This is a genomic window from Thalassoglobus sp. (assembly GCF_048270125.1).
In the GTDB taxonomy this organism is placed as follows: Bacteria; Planctomycetota; Planctomycetia; order Planctomycetales; family Planctomycetaceae; genus Thalassoglobus.
On the sequence record NZ_JBLWTN010000005.1, the window covers coordinates 71,553 to 87,086 of the forward strand.

Here is a 15,534-nt window from a genome sequence, read left to right on the forward strand (position 1 = left end):
AAACGTTGAGGAAAGCATCTATTCCAGAGGTTTTCGGACTGGTTCTGGAGATATACGTTCTTCATGGGCACACGGTAGAGCAAACTGCTCTAAAGCAGCTAACACCCTGATTTATCAAACAGAGATTCAACAATTCACCAAACCCAGAGAGAATTGCCATGCGCGTACTGGTGACTGCGGGGCCAACACGAGAGTATTTGGATGATGTCCGTTACCTTTCAAACGCCAGCAGCGGGAAGATGGGTTACGCCATCGTTCGTGCCGGATTGGAACTTGGCTGGGAGATGGTCCTGGTGAGCGGAATTGTTGATCTTCGTCCGCCCTCTGGTTGCGAGTTCCATTCTGTTGTCACGACGGAAGAGATGAGAAACGCTTCGGTCGAGCTGTTCGAAAATTGCGATGGTGTCATCGCGACCGCAGCTGTGTGTGATTACAAACCGAAGGAGCGAGTCACCGGAAAAATTTCAAAAACAGGCGATCCCGTCCAGCTTGAAATGATCGAAACTGATGATGTTCTGGCGGAACTGGGAGCGAAGAAGCAGGACCGCTGGGTGGTTGGCTTTGCGTTGGAGGCACAAAATCCTCGTGAAAATGCACTCCAGAAGTTGCGACGCAAAAATTGTGACGTGATCGTTCTCAATCATCCGAGTGCCATCGGAGCAGACCTGAATTCTGTAGAACTGATCAATGCTAGCGGAGAGACCGAACAGTCCTGGTCCGGTTCAAAAACAGAGATTTCGAAAGAGTTGATTCAGTGGCTGGCAAAGCGAGTCACATAATGCCCCGGATTAAAGTTGAATTCTTCGGTGTCCCCAGACTCAAGGCGAATGTCCCGTTCACGCATGTCGAAGCAGAGAATGTTTTCGATATGCTGAACGCTTTGGCGCGGGAGGTTCCGGGATTCACTCAAGCTTGTGTCAATGAGGGTCAGCTATCACCGGAGTGTCTGCTGTCAATCAACGGAATTCGGTTTACAAGAGACGTCTCGACTCCACTTCGCGAGGGAGACGAAGTCCTGATTCTTTCCGCAGACGTAGGCGGTTGAGAAAAAATTGACCTGCGAAATTGCTGTTCTGTCTCTTGGCAGACGATCTATAAAGCCATGAATGGGACTTTCGTGGGCTCGACAAGAATTGAAATCGCTTTAACTCTTCGATTCTACGGCGCGGAAAGGATGCACCCAGTTTGAGAGAGTACGAGGGCTGCGCGATTGCACCCACAGTCGGCCTTTCCCGGTGAAGTTCATCAAGAGTTGGTCTGCAAACAGAAATGAGCGAATCTTCTTCGACCGGGTGATTGAATACTGTAAGCTCGGATCCCAGGCGACTGCAAAACCGTTATCAACAGTGTACGAACCGTCGACTTCGATCTCTTCAATATCTCCGTAGGCATTGAAGAAGAGTATTCCGGTTCCCGAAATTCGTAGTGTGAACATCCCCTCTCCCAGAAGCCCCTTCAGCCCCTGGAATTTGGAATCACAGACAACATCCGGAGTTGATGCTAAAAACGCTCCCGCTTCGAGATAGAGTTCTCCATCCATTTCATGGGCGATGATGTCCCCGGCGGTTCCGGGTGCGAGGCCGATTGAGCCTGCTTCGTTCTCTGCTTCGTACGTGTTTTGAAAGAAACTCTCACCTGAAAGGACGGCACGTTTCAAGCCTGCCATCATCCCGCCTCGGCTGGATGTCGTAGTTTTGATGTTGGAACTCATCCAGGCCATCGCTCCAGCTTCGGAAACGATTTTTTCATTCGGCTCAAGTTGAACTTCCAGCAAGCTGTAACTTGGTTGAGCGAGAATTTCATAGTTCATGATGGAATGTCTTTCACCTGATTCAGCAGCGACGGGCAGAAACGGAGACCTGATCGAAGATTATTTTCGGGGAGGAAGCATGCTTCCGAGCACGCCGCCGAACTCTTTCGGGTTGTGAGATTGCACAAGTATTTGACCTTTCCCGGAGAAGTTCAGCACGATCCCTTCACCTGAAAGATACGATTGAATCCAACTGGACGCCGCCTTGCGAGGTTCATATGTCAATGAATCTTCAAAGGCGACCACGTGACCAGTGTCGACGGTCAATTCTCCATCGATATCGTAAACAGCAATTCTCCCGAAGGCGTTGACGAGCAACTCCCCCTGACCGGAAATCTCCACGAACGAAATCGACTCACCGCTCAAGAATCCTTTCAGCCCCTGAAACTTCGTGTTGACCTCTAATCCTGAAGAGGAGCCAAGGTAACTTCCTCCTGTGCAAAGCCAGTTGTTTTGTCCGTCACACTCAACGGCGAGGACATCACCTTGAAGCGTCGGAGCCAGGCCAACTTCTCCCGGTTCGTTGTTATTGCATTTGTATGTCGAGAAGAAGAAGTTCTCGGAAGCCATCAGTCGTTTGAGGCCCCCCATGATGCCCCCTTTTCCTCGCGACTTCGTGGTGACGTTAATGTCGATGTTCTCTGAAGCTCGGAACATTGCTCCCGCTTCAGAGACGAACTCTTCGCCCGGTTCCAGATGAACCAGTGCCGAGCAAAACGCACCGCGCTCACGCATTTCGATGTTCATGAAGTCTCTCCTGTTCGTTGTTTCGAAATTCGATCTGCCAGTGAAGAGAGAGGTGAAGAAAGGATTGATTGACTCATCACCGCCTCTTCACAAGCCGATCTTCACAACGGCCTGTCTTGAAATCTTTAACCACGCAGGTACGGATTGAGCCAGCCTGCCAGTCCGCTGAGCGTGCGGGTTTGCAGGTAGATTTTCCCGTGTCCCGTGAACTTCATCACTAAACCTTCCCCGGACAACAGCGTACTTTTCATGCTGCCCATCCCGCCAATCGAGTATTCCAGTGAAGGGTCCCAGGCAACAACGTGCCCCGTATCGACGGTGTAAGATCCGTTGATTTCTTTCTCAACAATGGCCCCGTACGAATTGAAGAAGAGGTCACCAGTCCCGGAGCATTCAATTTGAAATGCCCCTTCTCCAGAGAACAGAGCTTTCAGGCCGCCGAACTTCATTTTCAAATTCACCCCCGGGGTACAGGCAAGGAATGAGCCTGATGTCAGCAGAATGGAGTCGCTGTCCAGTTTTCGGTGGACCACACTACCGGGAACTGACGGTGAAAAGCTGATCGTCCCACCACTGGGGTGGCTGTATTCGCCAGCGAACAGTGATTCTCCTCCGGTCACTTTTCGAATGAGTGCTTGTGCGATCCCGCCCATGAGTTTGGTCTTCACCTCCATGCCGCTCGACATATAGGCCATCGCTCCCGCCTCTGCGAGAAAGGTGTCTCCCGGTTGAAGATGGACGGTCAAACTCCCATAGTCGGGGTTGCCTTCAAAGTCAAAGTTCATGGACTCACCATTCGACTGGTTAGAAATCAGAAAAGACCAACAGAGAACAACGATAAAAGGATCGGTTGTGAAATTGATATCAACGACGGTTGATTGGATGGGTATGGTGAAAGCTATGCGTCAGAAGGGAAGAAATCAATAGAAACTCAGCACAAACTCTTTACGTAATTCCTGATCAACCGGATCACTTTTTTCTACAGTTCGTTAAATTTTTCATCGAGAAACCGTAACGACACGATCACTGCAGGTCGTTGAATACGAATTGATTTCGAGGACGGAACTACTCCCAATGACTTCTCTCAAACTGATTGTTGAAAACTCAGACACGCGCCTCGGAAGAATTTTCGATCTGGTGATTCAAGCCCTGATCGTTCTTTCTCTCGTCACATTTTCGATCGAAACACTGCCGAACATCAGTCCGCAGGGACAGAAATGGATCTTCTGGTTCGAGTGCTGCACGGTCGTTCTCTTTACATTTGAGTATCTGACGAGAGTTTATGTTGCAGATGACAAATGGAAATTCATCACAAGCTTTTTCGGAATCGTGGACTTGCTTGCAGTCCTCCCCTTTTATCTTTCTTTGGGAGTAGACCTTCGATCCTTACGGGCTTTCAGATTGTTAAGGCTATTTCGAATCTTCAAACTTGTACGATACAGCCGCGCGATTCGTAGGTTTCATCGCGCTCTGCTGATCACCAAAGAGGAGATCGTGATCTTTCTGTCTGCGACTTCGATTCTCCTGTTTCTCGCCTCCGTCGGGATCTATCAATTCGAAAACAAAGCGCAGCCGGAAGTTTTTGCGTCCATCTTTCACAGCATGTGGTGGGCGGTCGTCACACTCACAACAGTTGGGTACGGAGATGCTTATCCGATCACATTGGGAGGACGTACTTTCACGTTCTTTCTTTTGTTTATCGGGTTGGGAATTGTCGCTGTCCCAGCAGGTCTCTTTGCTTCCGCTCTGACCAAGGCACGTGAAATGGAGCTCGAAGAACATTCCATGAAGAACGACAGTACCGGCAAAGAAAACACTCACAAACAAGAGTAGCGGCATTTGCATCAAAGAGTGATCGCCAATTGCAGCCCTTGACGTCCATCCTCAACGAGACGGTTGCCAAGACCAGAATGGTGATTCAAATGTTTAGAGCAGTTTGCTCTACCGTTTGCCCGTGAAGAACGCATTTCTCTAGTAAACATGCTATTCGCCACGAGGCAGATCCTGCAAACCAATTCGAAAGATGCTCTAGGGGCAGACTGATTTCCAATATTCAGTCCTGCTCCGGATGGCGACCTACCCAAGCTGATCGGACTGCTTTTAATCAATGTAGATGAACTCGTTGGAGTTCAGCAGAATGTGGCAGACATCGATCAAAGCGTTTGGAGGATCATCAGAGTTCCCTGCGACAACGAGCGCTCTCTGGTGGACATTGTCTTGAATGGGAAGTTCCTGGCGATCGAAATTCCATTGCCCAACGACAGTGTCATCACTTGGTGAATAGTTACTGTCTGTAATTTGATCAGCTGAAAGAGCAACATTGAGAAGTTGAACCTCGTCAAGCCAGCCATCCCATTTGTGTTGCTTCAGAGTTGCCCTGCCACCGAGCATGAACGGCTGCGGATTCTCTTCAGGTTTAATCACGGAATGAGCGGCGTGAGAGGTTTGGACTTCGTTTGAAATCAGATCTTTGACAACAAAGAGGACTCCCTCTTCTTTGGGGTTTGTCATGTCGACGGAAACCGTCACTGAATAAGGATGATTGAGTTCGAGGTGAATGTTTGATGCAATGACTTCATAGTGCCGCTTCCCAGCCGCGTTCTTGCCGACGAGTTGCAGGATCAGATGACGTGGCTTGTAAGCAGACTTTTTACTAGTCACTCCCAATCCCCATCCGGGTTGTCTTGAACTCCCGTTCCACTGAGATGCAATTGTCCGAACCGCAGAATTGTCAAAGATGGAGCGCAACAGAAGCGTGGTGGAAAACGTAAAGTGTTCGCTGGGTAGATTCGTATGGTCGACTGTCTGGACTGGCGGCTTCTCTTTTCCGTCGCTGACTTCGAGCACTTGAGTACTGATCTGCGGAGAAATTTGATTGGTATGTCCGTCGCCTGTTTTTTCTGACTGATCGAGGTAATCGACGAGCTTTTGTAATTCGTCTTCACTAGGGCTTCGACTGAGGACGATTTGGAATGCCTCGCGCAATTGGGATTCAAGACTTGATGAATGATTGGCGTGGACTCGCTTGGCGAGTTCGCTGGCACGACTGAGGGTCCATGTTCCATTGATCAACAGCAGCGACTGCGAAGGAGAAGTCGTGATGTTTCGCGTTGGACTGCTCGTCATTCGATCTGGAAAATCAAAAGCTGCCAGAAGCGGATCTTGAGTATTGCGAAGAACTTTGGTGTAGATGGATCGACGTCGTGAGGAAGATGCCGTTTCGCCTGGCCCTCCAGCTTTCCATTCGATTCTTCCGGTTGCAACCAGTTGCGCGTCGCGAATTTCTTCAGCCTTCAGGCGTCGGACATTCGACTTCCAAAGCAGGCGATTTGTGGGGTCGATTTTTTCTGCGTCGAGATCAGTGCGAATCGCTGATTGTCGATACGTCGCAGAGAGTACGATTTCGCGGTGCAGCCACTTCAAGCTCCAGCCGTTTTTAACAAATTGCGTGGCGAGCCAATCGAGAAGTTCGGGATGAGTCGGCAGTTCCCCGAGGTGTCCAAAGTCGCTGGGACTATCGACGATTCCGGAACCGAAGTGTTCTTTCCAGATTCGGTTGACGATGACCCGAGTTGTGAGCGGATGATTTTCGCGGGTTAACCAGTTGGCGAGCGCGGTTCGTCGACCGGTACTTTGCACAGTTGGGGAGACGGGCTCAATGTGTGCAACTTTCGGATCAAAGATTGTCAGGAACCCGGGAGCGATTTCGCCTAGCCGTTCTTTGCTGGGGATAAAGACCGGAGGAGCGACAACGCCGTAATCCGCGACTGAAAGTCCAGTCGGGAGCGGCTTGGGCTTGAGGTGATCAAATTTGGCAAGTTCTGCTTTGCTGGCTTCCCACTTTTTCTTCGCTTCGCCTTTGAACTTCGATGAGATGGTGGCGTATCTGTCGACGACCTGCAGGTTTACGAGTTCGCAAATCTGGTTTTCATAAGACGTTCGTTCGGAATACGGTTTCGCAACCATTTCCTGAATATCTTCCGGAAACATTTGGATAATGGAGTCGGCGAGCTCTTTTCGTTTTGGTGCTTCAAGCAGTTCAAGATTTTCTCGAGCTTCGGCGCTCGCAGCCTTCCACTTTGCGAGTTGAGCCTCGTAGGCTTCCAGCTCTTCACGCGTGGCCAGGGGGCGATCATTCTTCAATGCAATGTTGGCGAAAAACGCTTGCAGTCGGAAGTAATCTTTCTGAAGGATTGGATCGAACTTGTGGTCATGACATCGCGCACAGCCCATCCCCATCCCGAGGAACGTATCTCCCACGGTATCGGTAATGTCGTTGAGCATGTCCTGCCATTGTGTTTTGGCATCACGCTGATTGTATTCGTAGATCCCGTGTCTGAGGAACCCGGTCGCAGTGAGGGCTTCCGGATCGTGCGGAGCGATTTCGTCTCCAGCGATTTGTTCGCGAGTGAATTGATCAAACGGCTTGTCTTCATTGAATGAGTTGATCACATAGTCCCGATATCTCCACGCGTCAGGGCGATAATCGTCCTTGCGAAATCCATCTGATTCCGCATAACGGACCAGGTCCAACCAAAATCGTGCCCAGTGCTCTCCATATCGAGGAGATGCTAAAAATTCGTCGACAAGTTTTTCGTAGGCCTGCGGTGAATCGTCGGCGAGAAACTTGTCAAGTTGTTCTGGCGTGGGTGGAAGACCGGTGAGGTCAAAGGACAAGCGACGAAGTAATGTTTTGCGGCTCGCTTCTTCGCTGGGCGAAATATTTTGCTCTTGAAGTTTCCTGGCAATGAATCGATCGATCTCGTTACGGACCCATTTTTCATTTTCAACTTGTGGCGGCTTTGGATTAGCCAAGGGTTGAAAAGACCAGAATTGTCGATCTTCGGCGGTGATTTTCTCAGCCAGGTTTTTGGTCGCTGGCTTCCGGCTTTGGCCCGGCCAGGGAGCTCCCATTGAAATCCACTTTTCGAGGATGGCGATTTTCTCGTCGGACAACTTTCCGCTGGGGGGCATCTCATAGGACTCATAACGGACAGCTTCCATCAGCAGGCTTTCATCCGGATTGTGCGGATCAATCGCAGGTCCGCTCTCCCCGCCAGCCAGGGCATGGGCGATCGAGTCGAGCCGCAAACCTCCCTTTTGATTCTGGTCGTTATGGCACTCGAAGCAGCTTTCAACGAGCAATGGGCGGACGTGCTGTTCGAAGAATTTTTCCTGTGCACGTTTGATTTCGTCGTCAGCGCAAGCTGTTTTCGGTTCAAAATTGCCAAACCCGCAGCTACAAAAAATGCAGCTGACAATCGCGATACGTAACATACGGAATTGGACGCGACCGGATGCGCTAGCAGTTTGATGAGAGGGAGAATCGCTCATGGAATCACTACTGTTCAGATGTCATCAGTGAGCGGGGACTGCACTGAAGTTCACTTTTTGTCTTTCGATGCGGGGCGTCAGACAAGTGAATTGGATTTTTAAGAGACCTAAGTGTACAGTATTCAATCGACATATTCGAATACGACTTTCAGGAAATCACAAGTTGGTTGCGTCAATCGACAGGCCAGCTTATTTTCACTTCCACTTCTCGAATTTGTGTCAATAATTCGGAATGACTGCGTTTAGAACTGAACTGATCTGATCACTACTGTTTCGACTCTCTTTATCGTCAGGGAGCGACACTACGACAGGGAAAGTCTCGTCAGAGAAGTTCTGAATCCGGTGTTTTACAATTTTGCCCGAATTCTCCAGAACGTCACCGAATCCTGCGGTGCGAGCTGCGAGATGATAGAATCGTGGCAAGGATGACACTTGGTTTTCGCGAGCACATATACCATGAAAATGGCTAGAGAACGGTTTCACTTCATGCGATTTTTTCGTCAGGTCTACTTTTCTGCTTTTGTCTTCTCGTGCTGCATCTTCTTATGCAGTGCATCGGCTTTTGCAAAAGCGCCTGTTTTGGAATTCATCGAAGGGTTAAGGCATCGGGGTTATTACGACACCGCTCTGCAATATCTCGCTACGGTTGAAGCAGACCAGACGTTGCCGAAGGAAGTTCGAGAGGTGCTTCCGTATGAACGTGGACAAACGTTGCTCGACCATGCTCGCACACTGAATAACCTCAACGATCAGCGAAAGCAGCTGGATGCAGCAGAGGCGTCGTTCGAGCAGTTTGTGAAAGCGGCTCCCACACATCTCCTCGCTGGTCGTGCGAATACGTCACGCGGTCGAATTTTGCTGGAGCAGGCACGGGTCGAGATTTGGGATGGTGACAAACCTTCGAACGAAGGAAACCGAGATCTATTTCGAGAAAACGCCCGAGCGATGATCAAACGGGCTGAAACGATTTTCCAACAGGCAGTCGGTCAGCATAAAAAAATCGTTGATTCGTATCCGACATTCATCCCCGTCGAAGAGAAGGAAACCATCAAGGCACGGGACGAAGCGGTCGCATCTCATATTGAAGCTCTGTTGGACCTTGCCCAGTGTCAATACTGGACCGCTCAAACTTACGATGAAGGTGACGCAAAACGCAAAGAGATTCTCACCGCAGCAGCCTTCGAATTCGAGGAAATCCACAAAAAACACCGGAGTGTTCTCGGTGGTTTGTTTGCTCGGATGTGGCAAGGAAAATGCTTCGAAGAACAGGGAGAAATCGGGATCGCTCTAGGTCTTTATGAAGAAATCCTCGGTCACGAAGGAAAATCAGCAACAATGCTGAGCCTGAAAGACAGAGCTTTACGATTTCGCTTAATCTGCCTGAATCACGAAAAACGCAAAGACTACAAGCTTGTGACAATCGAGGGAGAGGAGTGGTTGCGCGAAGCAAAAGCTCGCTCTCGAACGAGCGTCGGTCTAGGCATTCAATGGGAGATGTGTCGAGCTTTTGAAGCTCTCGGGACAGATCGAACAACCCCCGATTCACAGAAGTTCGCGTTCCTGACTCAAGCCTTAAATCGCTCTCGGACCATCAGCCGTTTCCCCGGTGAATTGAAAACACCCGCCACGGCGATGGTTCAACGAGTCATGGTGGCATTGAATCGAGAACCGGGCGACCCTAAAGATTTCGAAACGGCTAACGGAAATGCCAAGTTGCTGCTCGATCAGGTCAATGTGATCAACACGGAAATTTCAAAACTGAAGGCTGCCGGAAAGAACAAAGAAGCACTCGCGAAGCAGGAAGAGTTGATTGCAATCGCTGCCGAAATGACTCGCCTGTACGACATTGCTTTGAAACTTAAACGGCCAGAGATCGACCCGATTCTGGTGAACTCCGCACGATTACGACTCGCATATGGACTCCTGCTTCAGAAGAAATACTACGACTCCGCTGCTGTTGCGGAGTACCAGATGTCGAAGTTCAGCGAAGAGTATCCGGAAGTCGGCCTGGAAGCTGCCTTCGTTGCGATGGCCTCGTTCGACTACGCCTATTCAAGTGCCGACGAAAACAACCGAGAGTTCGAAGCAGCGATGCTGACGCGGATGGCGGAGAAAATCGCCGAGCGCTGGCCAGAGTCTGATCGTGCAAATGATGCTCGGAACGCTGTCGCAAAAATTCATTTTCAAGCAGGAAATCTACTCGAAGCTGCTGCCTGGTACGAGAAAGTCCCCGCTGGGACATCGAACTATGCTCAGGCACAGGTCTCTGCCGGAAAGTCGTATTGGCGACAATATGTCCTCTCCGCTGCCAAGCCTGAAGGTGAACGCCCCTCTGGTGAAGATCTCACCAAGTGGAAAGCCGCTGCAGTCAAGCACTTAGAGACCGGCCTCGCCGAAGCGGAAAAAGGAATTCCTGCCGACAAGCCACTTCCTGATGATCTTGTCGGTGCGAAGCTCACGCTTGTGAGCATCCGCAATCTTGATGGTGTCTACAAGAAAGAGAAAGATGGTCCTCAGGGAGCACTCGAACTTTTAACTGCCGAACCTCATCCGGTGATCAAAGCTGTCGCCGTCGAGAAAGATCAGGCTCGCCCTAAAGAGCCGTCAAAAGCACAAAGCCGCGAGATGGCGAGTTTGGCGTATCAACAGCTTCTGCGTGCCCAAATCGGATTGAAGAATCTGGACGCTGCCAGAAAAGCTCGTGAAGATCTTGAGAACGTAGCTGGAAAAGAAGATGCCGCTGCACTCACGCAGGTTTACATCGAGTTTGGCCGTGAGCTTGAACAGGAACTTGATCGGCTGAGGGCAGCCAATGAACAAGAGCGACTCGCTGAGGTGCGTGCCGGATTCGAGGCATTCTTGAACGATCTGTACAACCGCGAAGATGGCCAGACATTCTATTCGCTGTTGTGGATTGCTGAAACCTATACCAGCCTCGCTGATGGTTCTCGGGATACAGCATCCAAATCGGAGGAATACTTCGGGAAAGCGTCCGACGCCTATGAGAAAATTTTAACGAGCGTTGCCAGCGATCCCAATTTCGTGAGTGATCCGAGCCAGGTCATTGGAACCAAGTTGCGCCTGGCGAGTTCATTACGTCGCAAGCCAGATTATGCCGCTGCCGAGACTGTGATTCTCGACATTTTGAAAACAAATCCGTCTGCATTAGACGCTCAATTTGAGGCAGCGAGCTTGTATCAGGAATGGGCATCCAGTGGAGAACTCGGAACGATCGAGAAGTTCCAACCAGCTTTACAAGGTTCCAAAGAGGGTGATCCCATTACCATTTGGGGTTGGACCAAAATGGCTCAATACCTGCAACGAGAACTCTTCGTCAAGAAAGACGAACGACTGGAAAAGCTTCATTACGATGCTCGTTACCATATTGCTGAAACAGAACTTCAGTGGGGGAATTCCGTAGCTGATGAGGAAGAAGCTGTCACTCACATCCGACGTGCTCAGGCTGCTGTCGCAGGATTCCAAAGAATCTCTCCACGTTGGCCGGATGAAGAGTATGCCCGGTTTAATGCATTGTACCAGAAGATTCTCGAGGCACTTGGCAGCCCCATCATTGACCTTCCTCGCGACCTGGATAAGAAGCAAACTCAACCGATTGACGAGCTTGATGCAAAAGCTCAGGTTGCCGGAACTCAGGCAACTCAAGGAGGCGAAGAGGCTGAGGCATCTGGCGGAAGCAGTCCTCTGCTGATGATCGTAATGCTTCTCTTCGGAGGAGGAGCGGTCGCCGGACTGTACTACATGGCAGTCGGTCAAAACAAAAAGAAATACGCGAATTACGATCCGTCAACCGCACCGAAAAGATCGGAGGGTGACGAACCGGTTCCAATGATTTCGCTTCCTACCGCAGCTCCGAAGGAAAAACCTGTTAAGCAGAAGCAGACGCTGGACCTTGGCGGAAAACAGAAGACCGCAACAAGAAAGTCCACCGCAAAGCCTACCGCAAAGTCCACGGAAAAACCGGCTGCGACAAAAGAGAAAACAAAACGGAAATACACGGAAGAAGAAATCCGCAAAATCAAAGCTGCACGGGCAGCGAAGGCTCGAGCCGCTCAAAAAGAAGCGGGTGGGGAAGCTCCAAAACCGCAGAAGCCAACCAAGAAGCGACCTAAAGATCCGGGAAAATAAGAATCCGGGCACCCCCTGTCGGGTCATCGCGATTTGAACACCACGAATTCTCTCAACGAAGCTGAATATAACATGTGTCGACACCATCTCTTTGCTGCTTGCGGACTCTTGTTCGTTCTGTCAACAACGTCCTCCGCACAAACTATTGATTCCGTTTATCGAAAGAGTACAGCCAAGGCTGTCGCTGGCGAAATCACTGAAGTGACTAAAACGGATGTGACAGTCACACAAAAGGTTGGGAATAAAACGGAAAAAATTCCGGCCAACGATATTCTCTACATTGAATGGAAAGGTGAGCCTCCTGCCTTGGGACTTGCCCGGAGTAACGAACGCAGCGGGAATTATTCGCAAGCAGTCACGGGGTACCAGGAAGCATTAGCGGCCCTCGAAGCCAGCAATACCCGAGTCAAAGCCGATATTGTCTATTCTCTTGCCAGAACAGCATCGAAGCTGGCTCAAGCAGATCCCGATCAGGCAGCAGCGGCTATCACGCAACTCAAAGAATTCATTGCAGCCAATCGCGATTTCTATCGTTTCTTTGACGCTCAAATGATTCTGGCTTCCACCGCTTTGCAGGTGAATGATGCCAGTACCGCAGAAGAAGCCTATTCGATTCTTGAACAGGCTCCTTGGACGGATTATCAGATGGCGGGCAAGATCGGGAACGCCGAGACACTACTCGCTCGAAATGACATTAACGGAGCCAAAGCGATTTTCGATCAAGTCGCTGCAATGAATACAAAAAGTGCATCTGAAAAATCACGCCAGCTTCAAGCCAAGCTCGGCCAGGCGGAGTGCCTGCAACGTCAGAATAAACAAGACGAAGCGACCACAATTTTGAATAAAGTGATCGAAGAAACGACCGCGGAAGACTCCCGGATTAATGCTGAAGCATACTTAAAATTAGGTGATGGCTACGTCAGTCAGGGACAAATGAACAAGGAAGCTGTCTTGGCTTACTTGCACGTCGATGTGATTCCGGCCTTCGCAGCCCATTCCGATTTGCATGCAGAAGCACTCTTCAAGTTGTTTAAGCTGTGGCCGGCACTCAACCAGCCGAGCCGTAGCGCTGATGCCGCAGCTAAGCTGGAATCGGACTACCCCAACAGCCCCTGGACAAAGCAACTCTCAGGGACAAACTAACCTCGAACGGACTCAACGATCTTCAACGCGCTTGCGAACTCCGATGGGATGGGTTTGATTTCACAATGATTCGCTCTCGATTGAGAAAGATTCAGTTTGATCTCTTCAAGTTCCGTTTTTGGACGAATGAATGAGTCGCAAAATGTGGTTGAGGGGACAGGAACGTCCCTGAATATTCGTACTCGGTTTGCGTTTCGTTATAAAAATATACGGATCAGTCGATGGCGACCGGTCCTGTGTCACTCTATGATCACACGTCCTTTCAGCCCGAACCAAAACGGTCCCAAATCAAGTGGGTTTCGTTGGGCCTGAATTAGAACCAAATCTATAGACTGACTTGATCCATAGGCTTATTTGTTAGCGGAGAATCTGATGTTTCTTGGTCGAACTCGACAACGACGGCTCTGGCAGGCGACCACCCTTCTCATGTTAATCATGGCGATGTTTGTCGCATCCACCCCCAGTTCCAGTTGGGCATTCCAGGACGCCGCAGCTGAACCCGCCGCGGCAGAGGCAGCGGAACCAGCTGCTGAACCTGCTCCAGCGGACACTGAAGAAAACAAAACAGAAGAAAAGAACCCAGCGAATGAAACATTCCTTGTCTGGATGATCAACGCTTCGGGAGCGTTTGGAGCAGTCTTGTTGCTCATCTCCTTTATCATGGTGGCAGTCATCATGATGAACTTGTTGCAAGTGCGACGAGATAACATGCTCCCGGAAGGTTTCGTGGCAGCTTTTGAAGAGAAGCTCAACGCCAAAGATTATCAGGGAGCCTACGAAATCGCCCGCAACGATGAATCACTCATCGCTCGCGTTCTCGCCGCCGGACTGAGCCGACTCAATCGTGGCTACGAAGAAGCGATCGAAGGGATGCAGGAAGTTGGCGAAGAGGAAAGCATGACCATGGAACACCGCCTGAGCTATCTGGCGTTGATCGGTTCGATTGCTCCGATGATCGGATTGATGGGAACCGTCTGGGGTATGATTGCTTCCTTCCGAACCATTGCGACAGCTGCTGTTGCTCCAAAACCAAAAGACCTTGCAGACGGTATTTCCACAGCGTTGTTTACGACGCTGGAAGGACTTGTCGTCGCGATTCCTGCCATCATCGCTTACAGCTTGCTGCGAAACCGAGTTTCACGTTTGCTTCTCGAAGTTGGTCGTGTCAGCGAAGGTTTGATGAGCCGCTTGCCTGTCGGCAAATCAGCTGAGTAATCGCAAAGAACTCAGAGCCGAAGTCAGAAGTTTTTTTGAGTTGGTACAGTTTTAAGTTGAAATAGCTGCAAGTTGGTTCAGTTTTAAATTGAGACAGTCATGAAAATTCCACATACCAAACCGACCATTGTCGAAGCGGATATGACCCCGATGATCGACATGACTTTTCAGTTGATCGCATTCTTCATGATCGTCACCAACTTCGAGCAAACCCAGGCTGATGAGCGCGTTAAACTTCCGGCAGACAAGCTTGCCCGCCCACCGAAAGTTGCACGCGAGCAGGAAGTTGTTCTGAACGTCGGTTTTGACCGTGATCAGCAGGGAAATAAAATCAACCCGGACGCCGTGATCTACTACGGTGATGAGAAGATTCGTGTCTTGGATTACCTTCCCCGATTGAAGCAGGAATATGCTCTTTCGGAAAAGCAGTACGGGAAAGCCAAGGCCGAAGGGATTACCGTAGTGATTCGTGCTGATGGAGATGTGCCAACAGGGCTTATTCAAGAGCTCATAAAAATGGGACAGGAAGCAAGGTTCACGAAGTTTGCGCTGAAGGCCAAGTCAGACGAAGAAGAGTGACCCCCTGCGCGAAACATGAATTTCTACAGAACGAGTGTGCTTGCTGAGTCAGTGATATGAAGATTCGACGAAAAGAAACAGACACGAAAGTGGATATGCAAATGTCGGCGATGATCGACATTGTGTTTCAGCTATTGATCTTCTTCTTGCTCACTTTGAAAATCGTTCCTCCGGAAGGGGACTTCAATATCAATATGCCGTTGGGAGCTGTCTCTCAGCAGGCAGACGACACTCCTCCACCGCTTGACCTCAAAGTCCGGCTGGAAGCGAATGAAGACGGGACGCTGAGCCAGTTGTGGTTTGGTGGTCGCTCACTTGGAAACGACTTCCCGTTTTGTTTTGAACGATTGAATTCTGAAATCGGTCAAATCGCCGGCGGACAACAAGGATTTAGCGACGATCTCGAGGTCGAACTTAACCCTGACTACAACTTGCATTATCGCTACATCGTCAAGGCTATCTCGTCTTGTCGGGGTCGAATGCAAGGCGATCAACAAATTACTTACATCGAAAAAATTAAATTCGCTCCGATCAATCAGCCGCAATGATCTCTGAGGAAA

The 15,534-nt window shown here is 50.0% G+C and carries 12 protein-coding genes; 8 read left to right on the forward strand and 4 right to left on the reverse strand.

Annotation, left to right across the window (positions count from 1 at the left end; all coding sequences use genetic code 11):
- The first annotated feature begins 158 nt into the window (after window positions 1-158).
- Window positions 159-779 (forward strand): phosphopantothenoylcysteine decarboxylase, encoded by a 621-nt coding sequence (locus ACN0YR_RS08045; RefSeq protein WP_417848689.1) that lies wholly within the window; start codon window positions 159-161, stop codon window positions 777-779.
- The gene (locus ACN0YR_RS08050) at window positions 779-1,045 is read left to right on the forward strand and encodes a MoaD/ThiS family protein (RefSeq protein ID WP_417848690.1); all 267 of its coding nucleotides are present in this window, start codon (window positions 779-781) and stop codon (window positions 1,043-1,045) included. The genes ACN0YR_RS08045 and ACN0YR_RS08050 overlap by 1 nt, the downstream gene beginning before the upstream one ends.
- 99 nt (window positions 1,046-1,144) lie before the next feature.
- Here the strand turns inward: ACN0YR_RS08050 and ACN0YR_RS08055 are convergent, their stop codons facing one another.
- The 3 genes from ACN0YR_RS08055 to ACN0YR_RS08065 all read right to left on the reverse strand — a co-directional run bounded on the left by ACN0YR_RS08055 (window position 1,145) and on the right by ACN0YR_RS08065 (window position 3,342).
- Complete coding sequence (locus tag ACN0YR_RS08055) at window positions 1,145-1,810, reverse strand: TIGR00266 family protein (protein WP_417848691.1); 666 nt, start codon at window positions 1,808-1,810, stop codon at window positions 1,145-1,147.
- A 60-nt stretch (window positions 1,811-1,870) separates the two neighbouring features.
- Window positions 1,871-2,557 (reverse strand): TIGR00266 family protein, encoded by a 687-nt coding sequence (locus ACN0YR_RS08060; RefSeq protein WP_417848692.1) that lies wholly within the window; start codon window positions 2,555-2,557, stop codon window positions 1,871-1,873.
- Window positions 2,558-2,682: 125 nt separating this feature from the next.
- Complete coding sequence (locus tag ACN0YR_RS08065; RefSeq protein WP_145204162.1) at window positions 2,683-3,342, reverse strand: TIGR00266 family protein; 660 nt, start codon at window positions 3,340-3,342, stop codon at window positions 2,683-2,685.
- Window positions 3,343-3,631: 289 nt separating this feature from the next.
- Here ACN0YR_RS08065 and ACN0YR_RS08070 point away from each other — a divergent pair, with 289 nt between their 5' ends.
- Window positions 3,632-4,390 carry an ion transporter gene (locus ACN0YR_RS08070; protein WP_417848693.1) on the forward strand — a complete coding sequence of 253 codons (759 nt, stop codon included), beginning with the start codon at window positions 3,632-3,634 and terminating at the stop codon, window positions 4,388-4,390.
- A gap of 267 nt (window positions 4,391-4,657) precedes the next feature.
- Here ACN0YR_RS08070 and ACN0YR_RS08075 read toward each other — a convergent pair whose 3' ends face one another.
- Window positions 4,658-7,891, reverse strand: a complete 3,234-nt coding sequence (locus tag ACN0YR_RS08075; RefSeq protein ID WP_417848694.1) for a DUF1549 domain-containing protein — start codon at window positions 7,889-7,891, stop codon at window positions 4,658-4,660.
- Between the two features lie 486 nt (window positions 7,892-8,377).
- Here ACN0YR_RS08075 and ACN0YR_RS08080 point away from each other — a divergent pair, with 486 nt between their 5' ends.
- From ACN0YR_RS08080 to ACN0YR_RS08100, 5 genes are all read left to right on the forward strand, one after another.
- Window positions 8,378-12,037, forward strand: coding sequence for a tetratricopeptide repeat protein (locus ACN0YR_RS08080; RefSeq protein ID WP_417848695.1), 3,660 nt, complete (start codon window positions 8,378-8,380; stop codon window positions 12,035-12,037).
- 72 nt (window positions 12,038-12,109) lie between these two features.
- Complete coding sequence (locus ACN0YR_RS08085; RefSeq protein WP_417848696.1) at window positions 12,110-13,180, forward strand: hypothetical protein; 1,071 nt, start codon at window positions 12,110-12,112, stop codon at window positions 13,178-13,180.
- A gap of 372 nt (window positions 13,181-13,552) precedes the next feature.
- A complete protein-coding gene (locus ACN0YR_RS08090) occupies window positions 13,553-14,395 on the forward strand; it encodes a MotA/TolQ/ExbB proton channel family protein (RefSeq protein ID WP_417848697.1) in 843 nt (280 codons plus the stop codon).
- Between the two features lie 99 nt (window positions 14,396-14,494).
- Window positions 14,495-14,974, forward strand: coding sequence for an ExbD/TolR family protein (locus ACN0YR_RS08095; RefSeq protein WP_417848698.1), 480 nt, complete (start codon window positions 14,495-14,497; stop codon window positions 14,972-14,974).
- Window positions 14,975-15,030: 56 nt separating this feature from the next.
- A complete protein-coding gene (locus tag ACN0YR_RS08100) occupies window positions 15,031-15,522 on the forward strand; it encodes an ExbD/TolR family protein (RefSeq protein WP_417848699.1) in 492 nt (163 codons plus the stop codon).
- Window positions 15,523-15,534: the final 12 nt, after the last annotated feature.

Bases quoted from the DNA above. Each gene is read 5' to 3' on its own strand.
- ACN0YR_RS08065 (WP_145204162.1), bottom strand. From the start codon at position 3,342: ATGAACTTTGACTTTGAAGGCAACCCCGACTATGGGAGTTTGACCGTC.
- ACN0YR_RS08060 (WP_417848692.1), bottom strand. From the start codon at position 2,557: ATGAACATCGAAATGCGTGAGCGCGGTGCGTTTTGCTCGGCACTGGTT.
- ACN0YR_RS08095 (WP_417848698.1), top strand. From the start codon at position 14,495: ATGAAAATTCCACATACCAAACCGACCATTGTCGAAGCGGATATGACC.
- ACN0YR_RS08050 (WP_417848690.1), top strand. From the start codon at position 779: ATGCCCCGGATTAAAGTTGAATTCTTCGGTGTCCCCAGACTCAAGGCG.
- ACN0YR_RS08085 (WP_417848696.1), top strand. From the start codon at position 12,110: ATGTGTCGACACCATCTCTTTGCTGCTTGCGGACTCTTGTTCGTTCTG.
- ACN0YR_RS08075 (WP_417848694.1), bottom strand. From the start codon at position 7,891: ATGAGCGATTCTCCCTCTCATCAAACTGCTAGCGCATCCGGTCGCGTC.
- ACN0YR_RS08070 (WP_417848693.1), top strand. From the start codon at position 3,632: ATGACTTCTCTCAAACTGATTGTTGAAAACTCAGACACGCGCCTCGGA.
- ACN0YR_RS08100 (WP_417848699.1), top strand. From the start codon at position 15,031: ATGAAGATTCGACGAAAAGAAACAGACACGAAAGTGGATATGCAAATG.
- ACN0YR_RS08090 (WP_417848697.1), top strand. From the start codon at position 13,553: ATGTTTCTTGGTCGAACTCGACAACGACGGCTCTGGCAGGCGACCACC.
- ACN0YR_RS08080 (WP_417848695.1), top strand. From the start codon at position 8,378: ATGCGATTTTTTCGTCAGGTCTACTTTTCTGCTTTTGTCTTCTCGTGC.
- ACN0YR_RS08045 (WP_417848689.1), top strand. From the start codon at position 159: ATGCGCGTACTGGTGACTGCGGGGCCAACACGAGAGTATTTGGATGAT.
- ACN0YR_RS08055 (WP_417848691.1), bottom strand. From the start codon at position 1,810: ATGAACTATGAAATTCTCGCTCAACCAAGTTACAGCTTGCTGGAAGTT.